Annotated in this window: 17 protein-coding genes; 6 read left to right on the top strand and 11 right to left on the bottom strand. The window is 68.6% G+C overall.

What is annotated here, in order from left to right:
* Positions 1–24: 24 nt before the first annotated feature.
* The 3 genes from ACP2AD_RS02335 to ACP2AD_RS02325 are packed head-to-tail and all read left to right on the top strand — an operon-like array spanning position 25 to position 3,445.
* Positions 25–927, top strand: a complete 903-nt coding sequence (locus tag ACP2AD_RS02335) for an ABC transporter ATP-binding protein (RefSeq protein WP_425228462.1) — start codon at positions 25–27, stop codon at positions 925–927.
* Entirely contained in the window at positions 924–2,171 is a 1,248-nt protein-coding gene (locus ACP2AD_RS02330; RefSeq protein ID WP_425228461.1) for an ABC transporter permease, read from the top strand. The genes ACP2AD_RS02335 and ACP2AD_RS02330 overlap by 4 nt, the downstream gene beginning before the upstream one ends.
* A 29-nt stretch (positions 2,172–2,200) precedes the next feature.
* Positions 2,201–3,445 carry a cytochrome P450 gene (locus ACP2AD_RS02325; protein ID WP_425228460.1) on the top strand — a complete coding sequence of 415 codons (1,245 nt, stop codon included), beginning with the start codon at positions 2,201–2,203 and terminating at the stop codon, positions 3,443–3,445.
* Between the two features lie 7 nt (positions 3,446–3,452).
* On the opposite strand, the gene ACP2AD_RS02320 is transcribed toward ACP2AD_RS02325, so the two are convergent.
* Complete coding sequence (locus ACP2AD_RS02320; RefSeq protein WP_425228459.1) at positions 3,453–3,737, bottom strand: hypothetical protein; 285 nt, start codon at positions 3,735–3,737, stop codon at positions 3,453–3,455.
* A 121-nt stretch (positions 3,738–3,858) separates the two neighbouring features.
* Between ACP2AD_RS02320 and msrB the strand changes: the two genes are divergently transcribed.
* Entirely contained in the window at positions 3,859–4,350 is a 492-nt protein-coding gene (gene msrB, locus ACP2AD_RS02315; RefSeq protein WP_425228458.1) for a peptide-methionine (R)-S-oxide reductase MsrB, read from the top strand.
* Positions 4,351–4,429: 79 nt separating this feature from the next.
* Here the strand turns inward: msrB and ACP2AD_RS02310 are convergent, their stop codons facing one another.
* The 3 genes from ACP2AD_RS02310 to ACP2AD_RS02300 form a co-directional block, all read right to left on the bottom strand.
* A complete protein-coding gene (locus ACP2AD_RS02310; protein ID WP_425228457.1) occupies positions 4,430–4,870 on the bottom strand; it encodes a CHAP domain-containing protein in 441 nt (146 codons plus the stop codon).
* Positions 4,871–5,107: 237 nt separating this feature from the next.
* Entirely contained in the window at positions 5,108–6,571 is a 1,464-nt protein-coding gene (locus tag ACP2AD_RS02305) for an MFS transporter (protein WP_425228456.1), read from the bottom strand.
* Positions 6,568–7,395, bottom strand: a complete 828-nt coding sequence (locus ACP2AD_RS02300) for an SDR family NAD(P)-dependent oxidoreductase (protein WP_425228455.1) — start codon at positions 7,393–7,395, stop codon at positions 6,568–6,570. The genes ACP2AD_RS02305 and ACP2AD_RS02300 overlap by 4 nt, the downstream gene beginning before the upstream one ends.
* 123 nt (positions 7,396–7,518) lie before the next feature.
* On the opposite strand from ACP2AD_RS02300, the gene ACP2AD_RS02295 reads away from it, so the two are divergent.
* Entirely contained in the window at positions 7,519–8,664 is a 1,146-nt protein-coding gene (locus ACP2AD_RS02295; protein WP_425228454.1) for an acyl-CoA dehydrogenase family protein, read from the top strand.
* 16 nt (positions 8,665–8,680) lie between these two features.
* Positions 8,681–9,469 carry an SDR family NAD(P)-dependent oxidoreductase gene (locus ACP2AD_RS02290; protein WP_425228453.1) on the top strand — a complete coding sequence of 263 codons (789 nt, stop codon included), beginning with the start codon at positions 8,681–8,683 and terminating at the stop codon, positions 9,467–9,469.
* Positions 9,470–9,472: 3 nt separating this feature from the next.
* On the opposite strand, the gene ACP2AD_RS02285 is transcribed toward ACP2AD_RS02290, so the two are convergent.
* The 7 genes from ACP2AD_RS02285 to ACP2AD_RS02255 form a co-directional block, all read right to left on the bottom strand.
* Positions 9,473–9,901: a type II toxin-antitoxin system VapC family toxin gene (locus ACP2AD_RS02285; protein WP_425228452.1), complete on the bottom strand. Its 429-nt coding sequence runs from the start codon at positions 9,899–9,901 to the stop codon at positions 9,473–9,475.
* Positions 9,898–10,137, bottom strand: coding sequence for a type II toxin-antitoxin system Phd/YefM family antitoxin (locus ACP2AD_RS02280; RefSeq protein ID WP_425228451.1), 240 nt, complete (start codon positions 10,135–10,137; stop codon positions 9,898–9,900). Before ACP2AD_RS02280 ends, ACP2AD_RS02285 begins: the two co-directional genes overlap by 4 nt.
* Before the next feature lie 58 nt (positions 10,138–10,195).
* Positions 10,196–11,281 carry an aspartyl protease family protein gene (locus ACP2AD_RS02275; RefSeq protein ID WP_425228450.1) on the bottom strand — a complete coding sequence of 362 codons (1,086 nt, stop codon included), beginning with the start codon at positions 11,279–11,281 and terminating at the stop codon, positions 10,196–10,198.
* A gap of 52 nt (positions 11,282–11,333) precedes the next feature.
* Entirely contained in the window at positions 11,334–11,963 is a 630-nt protein-coding gene (locus ACP2AD_RS02270; protein WP_425228449.1) for a hypothetical protein, read from the bottom strand.
* A gap of 63 nt (positions 11,964–12,026) precedes the next feature.
* Positions 12,027–13,718: a hypothetical protein gene (locus ACP2AD_RS02265; RefSeq protein ID WP_425228448.1), complete on the bottom strand. Its 1,692-nt coding sequence runs from the start codon at positions 13,716–13,718 to the stop codon at positions 12,027–12,029.
* Positions 13,709–14,104, bottom strand: a complete 396-nt coding sequence (locus ACP2AD_RS02260) for a hypothetical protein (protein ID WP_425228447.1) — start codon at positions 14,102–14,104, stop codon at positions 13,709–13,711. Before ACP2AD_RS02260 ends, ACP2AD_RS02265 begins: the two co-directional genes overlap by 10 nt.
* Positions 14,101–16,359 carry an NADP-dependent malic enzyme gene (locus ACP2AD_RS02255; RefSeq protein WP_425228446.1) on the bottom strand — a complete coding sequence of 753 codons (2,259 nt, stop codon included), beginning with the start codon at positions 16,357–16,359 and terminating at the stop codon, positions 14,101–14,103. Before ACP2AD_RS02255 ends, ACP2AD_RS02260 begins: the two co-directional genes overlap by 4 nt.
* Positions 16,360–16,361 lie beyond the last annotated feature (2 nt).

The raw sequence follows: 16,361 nt of genomic DNA, 5'->3' as shown, positions 1-16,361 counted from the left end.
CAGCCCGCGCATGACGTGGGTAGCATGAGCAGCGACTGGGCGGTCACCGCCACCGGTCTCGTCAAGCGGTTCGGTGACCGTGAGGTGGTGCAGGGCGTCGACCTGCAGGTGCCGCGCGGCAGCATCTACGGCGTCCTCGGCCCCAACGGCGCGGGCAAGACGACGACGCTGCGGATGCTGCTCGGGATCATCGAGCCCGACGGCGGCAGCCGCACGCTGCTCGATGCCGTCCACCCGCGCGACGCGGGCGACCGGGTCGGTTACCTGCCGGAGGAGCGCGGGCTGTATCCAGCGATGAAGGCGCGCGAAGCGATCGCCTTCATGGGCGCGCTGCGCGGGCTGTCCTGGGGTCAGGGACGCGCACGCGCGGTCACGATGCTCGATGCGGCGGGGCTGGGCCACGCCACCGACACCAAGATCAGAAAGCTCAGCAAGGGCATGGCGCAGCTCGTCCAGCTGCTCGGCTCGGTTGTTCATCGGCCCGACCTGCTCGTTCTCGACGAACCCTTTTCCGGGCTCGATCCGGTCAACCAGGAACAGCTGGAGCGGCTGATCGTCGGCGAGCGCGATCGCGGCGCGACCGTCATCTTCTCGACCCACGTCATGGCGCATGCCGAGCGGCTGTGCGATCGCCTGGCGATCATCGCCAAGGGCAAGCGGCGGTTCGAGGGAACTGTCGCGGACGCCCGCGCGCTGCTGCCCGAGCGGGTACGCTACACGCCGCGAGAACGCGCCGATGAGGCGCGCGCGCTATTGCCTGACGGCGCGATGCGCGACGACCGGGGCTGGCGGTTCGAACTGCCCGCCGAAGGGATCGAGGCGCTGCTCGCACGGCTGATCGCGGCGGGGCACGGCATCGCCGGGCTGCAGATCGAACGGCCCGGGCTGCACGACGCATTTGTCCGCATCGTCGGCGACGCGCGATGAGCAAGGTCCGCCGCTTTGTGCGCCAGGTGCTGACGATCGCCCGCCGCGATTTTGTCGCGACGGTGTTCACGCCCGTGTTTCTCCTGTTTCTGTTTGCGCCTGTCGTGATCGGCTCGTTCAGCCTGATCGGCGGCTTGGGCGCGTCGGCGGCGGCAAATAGCGGGTCGGACCGGGTCCGCGTCGTCGCGATCGTACCCGATGCACTCGCCCGACCCATCGCCGAAGCGGACACCCGACTGCGGGGCGCATTCAAGGACGCGGGCGATGCGCCACCGGAACTGACCACGCTGCACCCCGAGAACAATACCGCTGGCCAGGCCCGTCGCACGTTCACGGCTCACGATTTTGAAGCCGCGGCGGTATTATCGGGTCCGCTCGACCACCCGCGCATCCTCTACACGGCCAACGCCGCACGTAGCGCGCGGTATCTTGAACTGCTCGCCCAGACGACGCTGGCGGCACAGCAACTCGGTGGCGCGCTGCCACGCGTTGCGACGGTCAGAGAGCTGGTCCAGGTGCCCCGACCCTCGGCCGGCACCCGCAACCAGTCCGCCTTTTTCGCGGTGTTCGGCGTCTTCTTTCTGACCCTTTTCCTCGCCGGGCAGGTCGTCGGGACGATGGCGGAGGAGCGCAACAACAAGGTGATCGAGGTGCTCGCCGCCGCCGTGCCGCTGGAGGCGGTGTTCGGGGGCAAACTGATCGGCATGTTCGGCGTCGCTGTGCTGTTCGTTGGCTTCTGGGCGACGGTGATCGGCCGCGTCACCTCGCTGCTGCCGCCCAGCTTTGCGCACGGCTTGGCGGAGCTCACCCCGGCGGTCGGGGGTGGCAGCTTCGCGCTGCTGTTCTGCGCCTATTTCGCGATGGCGTACCTGCTGCTCGGCTCGGTTTTTCTCGGCATCGGGGCGCAGGCGTCGACGATGCGCGAGATCCAGATGTTGTCGCTGCCGATCACCTTGGTGCAGGTGGGGATGTTCGCATTGGCGACCGCGGCGGCGTCGCATCCGGGCAGCGGCCTGGCCACCTTTGCGCAGGTCTTCCCGCTGTCCTCCCCCTTCGCGATGGCAGGCCGGGCGGCGAGCTCGCCGGAGCTGTGGCCGCACCTGCTCGCGCTCGGCTGGCAGGCGCTGTGGGTCGCGATCTTCATCGCGGTCGGTGCCCGGCTGTTCCGACGCGGCGTGTTGCAGTCCGGAAGCGCCAGACCGTTCTGGCGGCGGCAGCGTCCTATTGACACTGGTGTCAGTTAAGGCACACTCCGATCGCAAAGGAGCCCGACATGGCAACGCTCGTGCGCGATTTCGTCCGATCACCCGCTATCGACCCGTTCGACGTCAGCCGCGCCGAGCTTTACCGCGACGACACGTGGCACGCACCGTTCGCCCAGTTGCGCGCCGAGGCGCCGATCCATTTCGTGCCGGAATCGGAGTTCGGGCCCTATTGGTCACTGTCGACCTACAAGCCGATCGTCGAGGTCGAGTCGCTACCCGACATCTACTCGTCCGAAGTCGACGGCTTCACGATCAGCCGGTTCAATCCGGCGATGGAGGGACCGCGCATGCCGATGTTCATCGGCCGCGACCGGCCGATCCACACCGCGCAGCGCCGCACCGTCTCCCCCGCCTTTACGCCGTCGGAAATGCAGCGGATGGCCATAGATATCCGCCACCGCACCGGCGAGGTGCTCGACGGGCTGCCCTGGGGCGAACGCTTCGACTGGGTGGAGACGGTCGCCATCGAACTGACCACGCAGATGCTCGCGATTTTGTTCGATTTCCCTTGGGCCGATCGGCGCAAGCTGACGGAATGGTCCGACTGGGCTGGCGACATCGAGATCGTCAAGAACGACGCGCTCCGTGAACAGCGGCTCGGCAAGATCTACGAGATGGGCACCTATTTTCAGGGGCTTTGGAATGCCAAGCTCGGCAAGGAGCCGACCCCGGACCTGATCTCGATGATGCTCCACTCGGACGCGATGAGCGCGATGGATCATCATGAATTCATGGGCAATCTGATCCTGCTGATCGTCGGCGGCAACGATACCACGCGCAACACCATGTCGGGCCTTGCCTACGCGCTGGACCGGTTCCCGGATCAGCGCGCGAAGTTGGAGGCCGATTCCGGCCTGATCGGCAACGCCGCCAGCGAGATCATCCGCTGGCAGACACCGCTGGCGCACATGGCGCGAACACCGATTCAGGACACCGAGCTGATGGGCCACAAGATTGCGGCCGGCGACAAGGTGGTGATGTGGTACATCTCTGCCAATCGCGACGAGAGCGTGTTCGGCGACAATGGCGAAGACTTCCAGGTCGACCGGCCCAACGCCCGGCGTCATCTGGCGTTCGGCCACGGTATCCACCGCTGCGTCGGTGCCCGGCTTGCCGAACTGCAGGTGTCCATCCTGATGGAGGAGATGGCGGCGCGCCGGATGCGAGTGAATGTTGTCGGCGAGCCCGAGCGTGTCGCCGCCTGCTTCGTCCACGGCTATCGCAAGTTACCGGTCGAGATCAGCAAATACTGATCGGCCGTCAATTTGGCTTCACGACCTCCGCCTTCAGCATCGGCTCATCCGGCCCCGAGCACCTGCCGTCGGCACGTGCCGCGACCGCAGGCGGCTTGGCGCGGCCCATCGTCCAGTTCGCCTGGAGCCGCACGCGCGGGTTGGGCGCGCACCAGATCTCGCCGGTGTCGTTGATCGCGGTGACCCAGATCAGGTTATGCTCCTGCCCATAGTCGATCACCGCAAAGGCGTAGCCCGGCCCCTTGTCGAGCACATGGACGGGCAAGGGCGGGTCAAGCTGTTCGAAACTCATAACGGCTCCGTTGTTGATCTGGCGCAAGCGCACGACCTTGATCGGAGTTCCCCAACGTAACCTATCGTCATCGGCGTGCGAAAACCTATATCGTCCATCGGTATAGCAAGGAGCACCCGCCATGATGAACCGCCGCGATCTGTTCGGCCTTGCCGCAACGGGTGCCGTCGGTGCGGCGCTCTGGGGTTGTCGCAGCGGGCCTGCGGCCGCCGCCGAGCGCTACACTGTGACCTATTCCGATGCCGAATGGCGCCGCCGGCTCGGCCCCGCCGCGTACGACGTGCTGCGCCACGAGGGTACGGAGACACCCTTTACCAGCCCGCTCAACAGCGAGCATCGGGCGGGTACCTTCGCGTGCAGGGGGTGCGCGCTGCCGCTGTTCGCGTCGCGCACGAAGTTCGACAGCGGTACCGGTTGGCCAAGCTTCTGGCAGCCGCTCGCCAATGCGGTGAGCACCCGTAACGACGCGTCGCTGATGATGGCTCGCACTGAGGTCCATTGCCGTCGATGCGGCGGCCATCTGGGCCATGTCTTCGACGACGGTCCCCGCCCGACCGGCAAGCGCTATTGCATGAACGGCGTGGCCATGACCTTCGCCCCAGCGCACACGTAAGCTAGCGCCACTACGCCCGAGCGGGGCCGGGCTCGCGCTCGCCAGGTTCAACGGCGCGGCTTTGCCGCGTCGCGCTATGTCAGCCCTGCGCGCCCTCGTCGCCGGCCGCGGCGACCGCATCGCCGTCATGGCCGGAATAGATGAAGCCCTTGGTCGGGTAAGTCGAAGTGCCCATGCCCGAGCCATACTGGACGCGCACTTCGCTCCAGTCGTTCGCCGCCGACACGTCGATCGCCCGCGCGCCGACCTCGACGCCGCCGCGACGCGACCAGTTGGCGTGGGTCAGGCGGACCTCACGGTCGTTCACCAATTCCGATACCATGGCGACATGGCCGACGCGCATTCGCCGCGTCGCCTCGAAGGCCAGCACCGCGCCGACGCGCGGCGTATGCCCACGCGCATAGCGGCCCGCCGCCTGCGCCCACCAGGTGTTTGCGTTGCCGCGGATCTGAATGCCCGAGACCGACCGCGCGAAGGTCACGCACTGCCAGAACTGCGCGGACGCAGGTGCAGCCGTCATCAGGGCACAGGAAGACACCAGCGCGAATCGCGCTGCAAAACTACCGAAACGCAATTGAACCCCCCGGCCCAAAAGAGTGATGTTGCAGTCTCGCTACGGGTAGGGGTCCCGCTCACCAAGTCGTTGGCGATGAACCGTTTCGACGTGCCGACGAACTGTGCCGCACTGCAAAACCGACAGACCTGCCTGTCGACGAGCTGCCCACGGGCGGCGACGAACCGACACAGCGCTCGCGAATCAGACCTGCTGCGGGATCGCCTCGAGCGTCGGCGCGCCGGCAAGAAGCGCCAGCCTTGCCTGATGCTCGGTCCTTCCGAATGGAAAGCGCGTGAGGATGAAGGCCGCCACCAGCGCGATCGCGAGATAACTGCTCGCATGCACCAGCGCGAGACGGTCGAGCACCGCTGCGGATACCTGTCCCGGCAACGCCCGTGCGGGAAAATGCGACAGCGACAGGATCACGCCTGCGCCGAAGATGCCGATGCCGCTGGTGCATTTCTGCATGAAGAAGGACCCCGCGAAGAACACCCCTTCGTCGCGGCGGCCGGTGCGCAGCTCGGAATCCTCGACGACATCGGCCATCATCGATGCCGCGAGGATGAAGCCCGATATGTTGCAGGCCGTACCCGCGGCCGACACCCAGACCGCGATGAAGGGCAGGACGGGGTCGGACGCCGGCGGCAGCAGACCGGCGAAGCGGAGCCAGTAGGGAACCGTGATGAACATCGCGCCGCACACCACCGCGGCGGCGGCGATCTTCGGCTTGCTCCCGCGTCGTCCCAGCCACGGCGCCGCCAGCAGAGCGATAGACGCCGCCACCGCGAAGCTCAGCGCCTGCATCACGAAGTCGCCGGGGTGGAAGCCCCAGATGTGCACGGCGGTATACACGCCGAGCGCGCTGATCACGCCCTGGTTGGTGTAGAGCAGCACCCCCGCCGTCATCAGGATCGCGAAGGCGCGGTTGCGCAGCGTGTCGCGCAACTCGCCGAAACTGTCGCGCAGGCGCGCCGCCTTCACGGCGCCGAGCTTGGGGAATTTGGGAATCTCCCGATGCGTCGCCAGCGCGGAGACGAGGATCGCAAATCCCATCAGCAGCGCCGAGGCGATCCCCAGCCGGTAATAGCCGGCCGGGTTGAGCTTGCCGTCTGGAAAACCCGGAGCCGGCGCAAGGAACCACAGCCAGATCGCCAGCAGCGTGGCGACCACCCCTGCCCATCCCCATAGATAGCGCCACGCCAGCACCCGCGTCCGCTCGTCGTAATCGCCGGTCAGTTCCGGCGTCAGGGCGACCGACGGCACCTCATAGGCGGACACGGCGCTGCGCATCAGCACCGCGATCGCGAACAGCCAGACCAGCAGCCCGGTCGCGCCCAGGCCGGACGGCGGGCTCCACACCGCGACATACAGCATCATGATCGGCAGCGCCGACGCATACATCCACGGATGCCGCCGTCCCCAGCGCGAGCGGGTACGATCGGACAGGAACCCGATCATCGGATCGACCGCCGCATCGATCAGCAGCGCCGCCATGATGACGAAGCTGACCGTCGCCTGGGGCAGCCCCATGACCTGATTGTAGAAGAACAGGAGGAAACCGCCGAAGCCCGTGTCCTTGACGCCATAGGCGACCGCGCCGAAGCCATAGGCGACGACCAGCCCGCGGCTTAGACGACGCGGCGGCGCCACCGCCGCGGTGCTCATCGAAACGCGTCCAGCGCGCTCATCATGCCGGGGGCGTCCGGATCCCAGCTCGGCCGCGTGCCGACCAGCATGCCGCCGTCGACCAACAGGTGCGTGCCGGTGACGAAGCTCGCTTCATCGCTGAGCAGAAATGTCACCGCCGCCGCGATATCCTCCGGCCGCCCCGCCCGCGCGACCGGCTGCGCCTGTGCCGCGCCAGCGGCGATCATGCCCTTGACGGTGTCGACCTGCGCGGGGGGCACGCCCACCGCGCTGGTGAAGATGTTCGTCACGATGAAGCCGGGCACGACCGCATTCACCCGGATGCCGTGCTTCGCCAGGTCAGCCGCCGCCAGGCGCGATAGATGGAGCACCCCCGCCTTCGCCGTCGAATAGGCGACCGGGGCATAGCCCGATCCCATCGCCGACACCGACGAGATGTTGACGATCGCCGCGCCCGCGCGCCCGCTCATCAGCGGCGCGGCGTAGCGCATCCCCAGCGCGACCGAGCGCAGCAGCAGCGCCTGCGTCCGGTCCCAATCCTCCGGCGCGATCTCCGCCAGCCCCTCGCGCGCGCCGCCCGCACCGGCGTTGTTGACGACAAGGTCGATCCCGCCCCCCGCCGCCGCGGCGTTCATCAGCGCCGCGATCTGCGCGGCGTCCGTGACGTCGGCATGCCGGAAGCTGATCCGCCCGTCCGATTCGGCCGCGACCGCCGCGCCGCCCGCGTCGTCGATGTCGCCGATCAGAACGGTGGCGCCTTCGGCCGCAAGGCGGAGCGCCGTCGCACGGCCGATGCCCGACGCCGCGCCGGTCACCACCGCGCGCTTGCCCGTGAACCGCATGCGCCTCTCCTCACTGCTGTTTGTCGAAAGCATAGTATGGGCGGACGCGCGGTCAACGCCGTCGGCTTGGAAAACCGGGTTTGCTCGCTTGCGGGCGGCGGGCGGGCTGATTACCGGTAGGGAATGGCCCTCGACCCCGAGACGTTCGACCAGCTCCTCGATACCGTGCGCCGCTTCGTTGCCGAGCGGCTGCGCCCGCTGGAGGCGGAAGTGGAGGCGAACGACGCCATCCCCGATGCGGTGCTGGCCGAGATGAAGGCGATGGGGCTGTTCGGCCTGTCGATTGGCGAGGACTATGGCGGACTAGGCCTGACGATGGCCGAGGAATGCCGCGTCGTGATCGAGATGGGGCGGACCACGCCCGCCTTCCGCTCCTCGTTCGGCACCAATGTCGGCATCGGCTCGCAGGGGTTGGTGATGGCCGGCACCCCCGAGCAAAAGGCGCGTTGGTTGCCCGGCATCGCGTCGGGCGAGGTCATTACCAGCTTCGCGCTGACCGAGCCGGAAGCAGGGTCCGACAGCGGCAGCGTCAAGACGCGTGCGGTGCGTGACGGCGACGACTACCGGCTGACCGGCAGCAAGCGCTACATCACCAACGCCGACAAGGCGCAGCTCTTCACCGTCATGGCGCGCACCGGCGAAGAGCCGGGCGGCCGCGGCGTCTCCGCCTTCCTCGTGCCGCGCGATCTGCCCGGGATAACGCTCGGCGAGCCCGAGAAGAAGATGGGGCAGAAAGGCGCCAAGGTCTCGGACGTCATCTTCGACGATGTCCGCGTGCCGGCCGCCAATCGCCTTGGCGCGGAAGGGGAAGGCTTCAAGATCGCGATGCGCGTGCTCGACCGCGGGCGACTGCACATCGCGGCGCTGTGTGCCGGCGTCGCCGAACGGCTGATCGCGGACAGCGTCGCCTATGCAACCGAACGCAACCAGTTCGGCAAGGCGATCGCCGAACATCAATTGATTCAGGGGATGATCGCCGACTCCAAGACCGAGGCGCTCGCCGCCCGCGCGCTGGTGCTGGAGACCGCGGCGAAGAAGGATCGCGGCGAGGACGTCGTACTCGAAAGCGCCGCAGCAAAGTATTACGCCAGCGAAATGGTCGGCCGCGTCGCCGACCGCGCGGTCCAGACCTTCGGCGGCGCGGGCTACATCGCCGATTACGGGATCGAGCGGCTCTACCGCGACGTCCGCCTGTTCCGCATCTACGAAGGTACCAGCCAGATCCAGCAGATCATCATCGCCCGCGAGACGCTGAAGCGCGGCGGCTGACATTCAGGAGAGCTTTATGGATACCACCAACCTGTTCCGCCTCGACGGGCGTGTCGCGCTGATCACCGGCGGGTCGCGCGGCATCGGCAAGATGATCGCCGCCGGTTTCATCGCGCAGGGGTGCAAGGTCTATATCTCGTCGCGCAAGGCGGCGGCGTGTGAGGAGACGGTGGCGGAACTCGGCCCCAACTGCATCGCGTTGCCGCAGGACGTTTCGACGGTCGACGGCTGCAAGGCGCTCGCGGCGCAGTTCGCCGAACATGAAGCCAAGCTCGACATTCTCGTCAACAATGCGGGCGCCGCCTGGGGTGTGCCGTTCGAGGAGTTTCCGGAGAAGGGCTGGGACAAGGTCATGGACCTGAACGTCAAGTCGCCCTTCTTCCTCACCCAGGCGCTCCATCCCGCGTTGAAGGCCGCCGCCAGCCATCAGCGGCCGGGCAAGGTCATCAACATCACCTCGATCGACGGCCTGCGCCTCAATCCTTGGGAAACCTACAGCTATCAAGCGTCCAAATCGGCGCTGATCTATCTTACCAAGCGGATGGCGGCGCGGCTGATCGAGGATTCGATCAACGTGACCTCGATCGCGCCCGGCGCCTTCGCGAGCGAGATGAACCGCGCCGCCCGCGACCATGGCGACGCGGTCGCGCAAAGCATTCCGGCCAGGCGCATCGGCGTCGATGAGGACATGGCGGGCACCGCGATCTATCTCGCGTCGCGTGCGGGCGACTATGTGGTCGGCGACACGATCGTGGTCGACGGCGGACTGGTCAACGCGGCCGTGGGGACCAGCATCGACGCGTGAGGGTCAGGCGAGCAGGCGCACGTTCAACCCGAGGGCCTGCCCCGCTTGCGCCATCCGCCGGTCGAACGTCCATGCCGTGGCAGACAATCTCGATGATATCGCTAGGTGCAGGGCATCGCCGGCACGCAGCGGTTGGTCGGTCGCCAGCATCAGCTCGACCGCGGCGGTAAAGTCTCGCGCAATCGGCTCCAGCCACTGCGCCGTCCGCGTCAGATACGTCGTGATGGCTAGATGAAGCGGCCGCCGTTGGTCCGCCTCCAGCGTTCCCGTGCGCACCTTGATCCCAAGCGCCGATGCTATCTCGGTGACGGTCCAGGAGCTGACGAGGAGCGTATCCTCCGGAAGGCTCGTCAGAAACGCTAGCGCTGTCGCACTGTTCGGCTCGTCCGCGAACGCTGAAACAAGGACCGACGCATCAGGGTAGGTCGTCAAAGCAGGTCCTGCTCCTTCGCCCAGACAACGAAGCTGCCCTCGCCTTCCCACGGTTTGGACATTGCCCGGATCCGCCGCAGCTCCTCCGGATCGAAGGGGCGCTTGGGCTGCTTGCGCGGCACGATGTCGGCGACGGGCTTGCCACGGCTGGTGATCGTGACCGCTTCACCCTGCTCGGCAAGCCGAATGAGCTCGCTCAGCCTCGCCTTTGCCTCCGCCAACGCGACCGCGACCATGTCACCGCTCCTGACCAACTAGATGGTCAGGTAGCGCAGATCAGCCGCCGTCGCAATCTCAATCCCGCCGGCACGCCGCGCTGCCGCCGTTGCTCAGCCCGATGCGGGCGGAATCGCCGAACGGGTCGGTGGAAATCGAGATGCCGATCGCGTCGCAGCGACGGAGCTGGAAGCGGACCTTGCGCGCGCGGAAATCCAAGGACACCCGCCGGAACGTCTCCATCAGGTCGGTGCCGAGCAGCAGCGCCGGCTCGTCGCGAAGGCCGAAGACCGCAAAGGGCGGCACGTCGGCAAAGGCGATCGGCACGTCCCGCAGCACCACGGGCCCGAGCCGTAGCTCGCCGATCCGCGCCATCTCGAGATGCACCGTGACCCCGGTCACCCCGGTTACCGCACCGCTGGTGAAGGTATTGCCGTAGCGCCGCATCAGCGCATCGCGCAGCGCGAGGTTGCCGATCGTGATCTCCGACCCCGTGTCGACCACGGCATTGACCGGCCGCCCGTTCGCCCGCGCCTGCGTCAGGATCAGCTGCCCGCGCCGCCGCCGCGCCACCACGACGATCTCGCCGTCCAGCCGCGGCGGCGGCCGGCGCGCATCCTCGACGCGGATCGTACGCCGCTCGAAATCGAGCATCAGCCGCTGGTTCACCAGCGCATCAATCCCGACCATCCCCGCCCCACCAAGATCGCGCTCGCGCAGCACGGGCAGCTCCAGGCCGTGAAAGTCGCTCTGCCCCAGGTGCAGCGTATCGACCTGCACCCGCTGTACCTCGCTGGTCGCCGTCATGCCGTGCAACGTCACCGGTGTGCCAGCGGGTAGCTGGAGCAGGCGGGCGACGTTGGCGCCGACCACCGAGGTGTCCGCGCCGCTGTCGACGACAAAGGGGAACGGCCCGCGCCCGTTGACGTCGACCTGCACCGTCATCCGCGTATGCGTGCGCCGCGCGTCGAGATCGTCGCCGCCGATCTGCAGCGCATCGTCGATGACGGCAGGCGGCAACGGCGCCAGCGTCGGGGTCGGCGCCGGGCGCGGCGCGCGCTGATCCGATGCAGCAAGGCCCGTGCCGGTCACCCCGCCGCCGATCGCCAGCAGCATAAGCAGCATCCGCCGCTTCGCGCACGCCCGGATCGACTCAGCCGCCATGCTCGCCTCCACGCGGCCATCTACGCCAACCGGGCGGTCGCGGCCACGCCGATCAGGTCACCCAACTGCTAATCGTGTCCACCGCCCAACGGCCGCCGATCCAGCGCAACCGATAGGTGCCGCCCGCCCAGCCGGACGACCAGCGGACGAAGCCGCGATCATGCGCCCGGTTGAAGACGATCGGCGGCACCTCCAGCACGTGGAAGCCGGGCGAGAATCGCGCCAGCGCCGCGATCTGCGCGCGGGTGTAGACCAGCATCGGTCGGGTCGGGCGCAGGCACGCGAAGTCCGCGGGGTCGCCGAGCAGGAACAGCGGCCGGTCCGCCGCCGCGGCCGCGCGCTGCCACCCGGTGATCGCCAGCTGACCCGCGGGGCGGTCGACTGGCTCGACGATCGCCTGCCCCGCGGGATCGAACAGTTCGGCCAGCACCGCCGCCCGCGCTGCCGCCTCCCGCGAGGGCGCCGTGCAGGCGCCCGCCGCGTCGCTGCCGACCACGAAAGGTCGCTCGCCCGCTGGCTGATCGAGCAGCAGGTGATGCGCGGCGATGTCGGTCAGCCCGTCGCCGTCCGCGTCCCGTTGTAGCGCGGCGAGCGGGATCGAGAGGTACAGCTCGCGCGCGCGCCGCCGGGTGCGCAGCATGACGGGCGGATAGGTGATGCTGGCCGTGTCGAGCTCCGCCACCTCGACCGCGAGGTTCAGCGCGTTGCCGGCCAGCAGCGGCAGCGCGGCCGATGACGCGACGACTTAGGGGAACCGCTCGGCGAGCCCGGTGTAGAGCGGTCGGCGCCACGTCCGCCCGCCGTCGTCCGACAAATGCACCCAATAGCCGCCGCGCGACACCTCGCCGGTCGGGTCCAGGCTCTGCGATACGCTGATCGCCACCGTCCGCTGCCCTGACCGTTCGGCGCGCACCGGCGTGTAGCCGGCGGGGAGCGGCGCAAGCCCGGCAGGCGCGCCGGCTCCCCGCCCGCGCGCCGGCGGGATGGGGTGCTCGGCGAAGGGCGACGGTTCGGGATCGGTCGAGACGCGCGCGATCCGGGGCGGCGCGGCGGCCGCCGGCGCGTCGCGGTGAAGCGCCGCCCGCCTGGCGGCGAAGCCCGGGATTGCGCGGTCCAGCGCCGCTTCCTGCCGTGCCACCTGTCCGGTATCCGCCTCTAGGGCGTCGGTTCGGTCGAGATCGCCAATGCTCATCGCCGCCTGCCGCGCCCGATCACACAAATGGGGGACCTCGGCCGGCGGGAAGAGGCGGCAGGTGATCGCCGCATTCGGCATTTCAGTCAGCATCGTACCGGCGAAGAGGGTCTCGGCCAGCGGGTACGGGTCGGCCGCCGCGTCGTTGAGCAGGTGATCGAGCGGCAGTGCCGCCATCGGCAGCGCGTCGCGCCCGTCTCCGTGCAGCGAACGCGCCATCGCCGCGCATCCCGCAGTGTCCAGCTCGTAGCGGCAGCCCAGGGCCTGCCGCGCCCGCGCAAAGCCCGGCAGCGTCGCGAGCAGGCGCCGCGCCTCGTCCTCGCGTCCAGCCGCGGTCAGCGCCTGCGCCACGCCGAGGATCGGCGCCTGCGTCGCATCCTCTCCGGTCGGATCGCCCTGCTCGGGCTCGAACGGCACGATGATGCCGTCCAGCGTCAGGCTCGCAGGCACCGACACGGCAGGGGTCAGCAGCGCCTGCCGCGCCGCGGGTGGCAGGTCGTCGAGCAGCTGCAGCGCCTCGGCATCGCGTCCTGCATGCAACAGCACCGCCAGCAGCCGCCGTCGGACCAGCAGGGTCGCCGCCGGACGGTCCGCGTCCGCCACGCGCGCCAGCGCGGCGGGGCTCGCCAGCCACGTGTAGAGCGGGATCGCGTCGCGCAGCGGCAGCCCGCCCCACTCCGCCATCCGCGCCAGGACGGGCAGGCTGCGGTCCGGCGCTGCGAGCACGGCACGGCTCCAGTTGTCGTTGCACGGCGCACCCGACGCGGCGCGAAACGCATCTTTTGCGACATCAGTCGACGCAGCCGTCAGCGCCGCAAAGTCGTCGGCACGGCATTCCTCGATCGTGTTCAGCGTTTCCGCGAGCACGCCGACGCCCAGCCGCGAACGCCGCAGCGCCGGCACCAGCGCGTACAGTTCCGCGCGCGCCTGCGACGCCCAGGCTGGCCGGTCGTTCTCCAGGCCGCCGTGGCGACCGCGGACGATCACCCACAGGTCGATCAGCCGCTCCATCTCGGCCGCCGTCATGCCATAGCGCGTCGCCATCGCGGCTGCCGTCGCGGCAGGCGACCCATGCGCCAGCTGTGCGCGTACCTCGCGTTGCCATCCGACGATCACCGGATCGGGGTAGCTCGACGTGTCCTCGTTCGCCCGCGCCGCCGCGATGTCCTGCGCCGTCGGTCGCAGCGGGGTGGAAGGCGCAGCCGCGAGCAGCAACAGCGGGAAAACGCGCCGCGTCAAAGCCATTGCGCGACCGCCACGATGGCCTGTCCGGCGAGCAACAGCAGCTGCCCCCCCGCGATGACCGCGGCCCCCGCGCGCAGGTAGGTCCGGTCACGCGACAGCGCGGCCCACCCGGCCAGGAACAGCGCGCGGACTATGCCGATCGCCACGTTGGCGGCTCCGAACACGAATGCGCGACGCGAAATCGTCTCGTACGCGCCCGTCGTCATCCACGCCGTCAGCAGCGGCCAGCCCAGCGCCGGCACGACCACCAGCGTCATCGCGATCACCCGCAGCGTCGGGGTGTCCCGAGACTGCGCCGCCCACCACGTCAACCAGATCGCCGCCGCCGCGATGCTCCACTGCATCGCGACGGTAAGCAGCATCGGCAGCGGGTGCACATCGTTCACCGCGCGATACCCCCGGCCGCCAGCACCGCCAGCGTCACCAGCTCGCTTGCGGTTGCCGTCATGGCGGCGATCTGGACCGGTTTGGCCATCCCGATCAGCATCGGCCCGATCATGTCGTCACCGCCCAGCTCGCGGAGCAGCTTGGCGGAGATGTTCGCCGATTGCAGCCCGGGCATGATCAGGACGTTGGCGGGACCGGACAGCCGCGCGAACGGATAATTGGCGAGCTGCCGGGGGTTTAGCGCGACGTCGGGGGCCATCTCGCCCTCATATTCAAAGCCGACCTGCCGCGCGTCCAGTGTCGCCACCGCCTTGCGCAGCGTGTCCAGCCACTGCCCCTCCGGATTGCCGAAGGTTGAATAGCTCAGGAACGCGACGCGCGGCTCGTGCCCCATCCGCCGTGCCACCGCCGCGGTCTGTTCGGCGATGTCTGCGAGCATCTCGCCCGACGGCCGCTCGTTGACCGTGGTGTCGGCGATGAAGACGGTATGGCTCTGCCCGACCAGGATGTGAATGCCGAACGGCGTCCGCCCCGCCTCTGGGTCGATCACCCGCCTGATCTCGCGCAGGTTCTGCGCATAGGTGCGCGTGACGCCGGTGATCATCGCGTCCGCCTCGCCCAGCTGGAGCAGCGCGGCGCCGAACAGGTTGCGGTCCTGGTTGATCATCCGCTCGGCCTCACGGCGCAGATAGCCGCGTCGCTGCAGCCGGGTGTAGAGCAGGTCTACCATCTTCGGCACCAGCGCGGAGGTGCGGCTGTTATGCACCTCATACTCCTGCGGGTCGGCGACGCCCAGGGCGGCCAGCCGGTCGTAAACATCCTCGCGCCCGACCAGCACCGGCGTGCCGTAGCCGCCTTCCTTGAAGGCGATCGCCGCGCGCAGCACCACTTCCTCCTCGCCTTCGGCGAACAGCACCCGCTTGGGATGCGCCCGCGCGCCGTCATAGGCGAGGCTGAGGACCGATGTCGTCGGGTTGAGCCGCGCGCGCAGCGCGGTGCGATAGCCGGCGAGGTCCAGGATCGGCTTGGTCGCGACACCCGAGTCCATCGCTGCCTTGGCCACCGCGACCGGGACTACCTCCATCAGGCGCGGATCGAACGGCGCGGGGATGATGTACTCCGGCCCGAAATGGTGCCGCACGCCATAGGCGATCGCGACCTCTTCGGGCACCCGCTCGCGCGCCAGTTCAGCGATCGCGGTGGCGGCGGCGATCTTCATCGCATCGTTGATCCCCGTCGCGCGCACGTCCAGCGCGCCGCGGAAGATGAAGGGAAAGCCCAGCACATTGTTGACCTGGTTCGGATAATCCGACCGCCCCGTCGCGATGATCGCGTCGGGCCGCGCCGCACGCGCCTCCTCCGGCAGGATCTCTGGCACCGGGTTCGCCATCGCGAAGATGATCGGTGCGGGCGCCATGTCCTTGACCATTTCCGGCGCGAGCGCGCCCGCCGCCGACAGGCCCAGGAACACGTCGGCCCCGGCCAGCGCCTCCGTCAGCGTCCGCCGGTCGGTAGCCGCGGCATGCGCCGACTGCCACTGGTTGACCCCCTCGCGCCCCTGATAGATCACGCCCTTGCGGTCGCAGATCAGGACATGGTCGTGGCGCACGCCCATCGCCTTGATCAGCTCGGTGCACGCGATCGCCGCAGCGCCCGCGCCGTTTACCACCACCCGCACCTCGGCCAGCGCGCGCCCGGTCAGCAGGCAGGCGTTGATCAGCCCCGCGGCAGTGATGATCGCGGTGCCGTGCTGGTCGTCGTGGAAGACCGGGATGTTCATCCGCTCGCGCAGCGTCTGCTCGATGATGAAGCATTCCGGCGCCTTGATGTCCTCCAGGTTGATGCCGCCGAAGCTGGGCTCCATCAGCTCGACCGCGTCGATGAAGCGGTCGACGTCCTCCGTCTTCAGCTCGATGTCGATCGAATCGACGTCGGCAAAGCGCTTGAACAGCACCGCCTTGCCCTCCATCACCGGCTTCGACGCCAGAGCGCCGAGATTGCCCAGGCCCAGGATCGCGGTGCCGTTGGAGATGACCGCAACCAGATTGCCCTTGGCGGTATAGTCATAGGCCGTCGCCGGATCGTCCGCGATCGCGCGCACCGGCACCGCGACGCCAGGCGAATAGGCGAGCGCCAGGTCGCGCTGCGTCGCCATCGGCTTCGATGCGACGATCTCGATCTTGCCCGGCCGCCCCTCCGAATGGAACAGGAGCGCCTCGCGCTCGGAGAATTGCAGGGACTGTTCGTCAGACATGG

This window comes from Sphingomonas sp., from assembly GCF_965248875.1.
Taxonomy (GTDB): Bacteria; Pseudomonadota; Alphaproteobacteria; order Sphingomonadales; family Sphingomonadaceae; genus Sphingomonas.
The sequence above is the reverse complement of the archived record's forward strand: the minus strand, read 5'-3'. Positions and strand labels throughout refer to the sequence as shown.

Bases quoted from the DNA above. Each gene is read 5' to 3' on its own strand.
- ACP2AD_RS02310 (WP_425228457.1), bottom strand. From the start codon at position 4,870: ATGACGGCTGCACCTGCGTCCGCGCAGTTCTGGCAGTGCGTGACCTTC.
- ACP2AD_RS02275 (WP_425228450.1), bottom strand. From the start codon at position 11,281: ATGGCGGCTGAGTCGATCCGGGCGTGCGCGAAGCGGCGGATGCTGCTT.
- ACP2AD_RS02335 (WP_425228462.1), top strand. From the start codon at position 25: ATGAGCAGCGACTGGGCGGTCACCGCCACCGGTCTCGTCAAGCGGTTC.
- ACP2AD_RS02265 (WP_425228448.1), bottom strand. From the start codon at position 13,718: ATGGCTTTGACGCGGCGCGTTTTCCCGCTGTTGCTGCTCGCGGCTGCG.
- ACP2AD_RS02255 (WP_425228446.1), bottom strand. From the start codon at position 16,359: ATGTCTGACGAACAGTCCCTGCAATTCTCCGAGCGCGAGGCGCTCCTG.
- ACP2AD_RS02295 (WP_425228454.1), top strand. From the start codon at position 7,519: ATGGCCCTCGACCCCGAGACGTTCGACCAGCTCCTCGATACCGTGCGC.
- ACP2AD_RS02325 (WP_425228460.1), top strand. From the start codon at position 2,201: ATGGCAACGCTCGTGCGCGATTTCGTCCGATCACCCGCTATCGACCCG.
- ACP2AD_RS02290 (WP_425228453.1), top strand. From the start codon at position 8,681: ATGGATACCACCAACCTGTTCCGCCTCGACGGGCGTGTCGCGCTGATC.
- ACP2AD_RS02330 (WP_425228461.1), top strand. From the start codon at position 924: ATGAGCAAGGTCCGCCGCTTTGTGCGCCAGGTGCTGACGATCGCCCGC.
- msrB (WP_425228458.1), top strand. From the start codon at position 3,859: ATGATGAACCGCCGCGATCTGTTCGGCCTTGCCGCAACGGGTGCCGTC.
- ACP2AD_RS02280 (WP_425228451.1), bottom strand. From the start codon at position 10,137: ATGGTCGCGGTCGCGTTGGCGGAGGCAAAGGCGAGGCTGAGCGAGCTC.
- ACP2AD_RS02320 (WP_425228459.1), bottom strand. From the start codon at position 3,737: ATGAGTTTCGAACAGCTTGACCCGCCCTTGCCCGTCCATGTGCTCGAC.
- ACP2AD_RS02305 (WP_425228456.1), bottom strand. From the start codon at position 6,571: ATGAGCACCGCGGCGGTGGCGCCGCCGCGTCGTCTAAGCCGCGGGCTG.
- ACP2AD_RS02300 (WP_425228455.1), bottom strand. From the start codon at position 7,395: ATGCGGTTCACGGGCAAGCGCGCGGTGGTGACCGGCGCGGCGTCGGGC.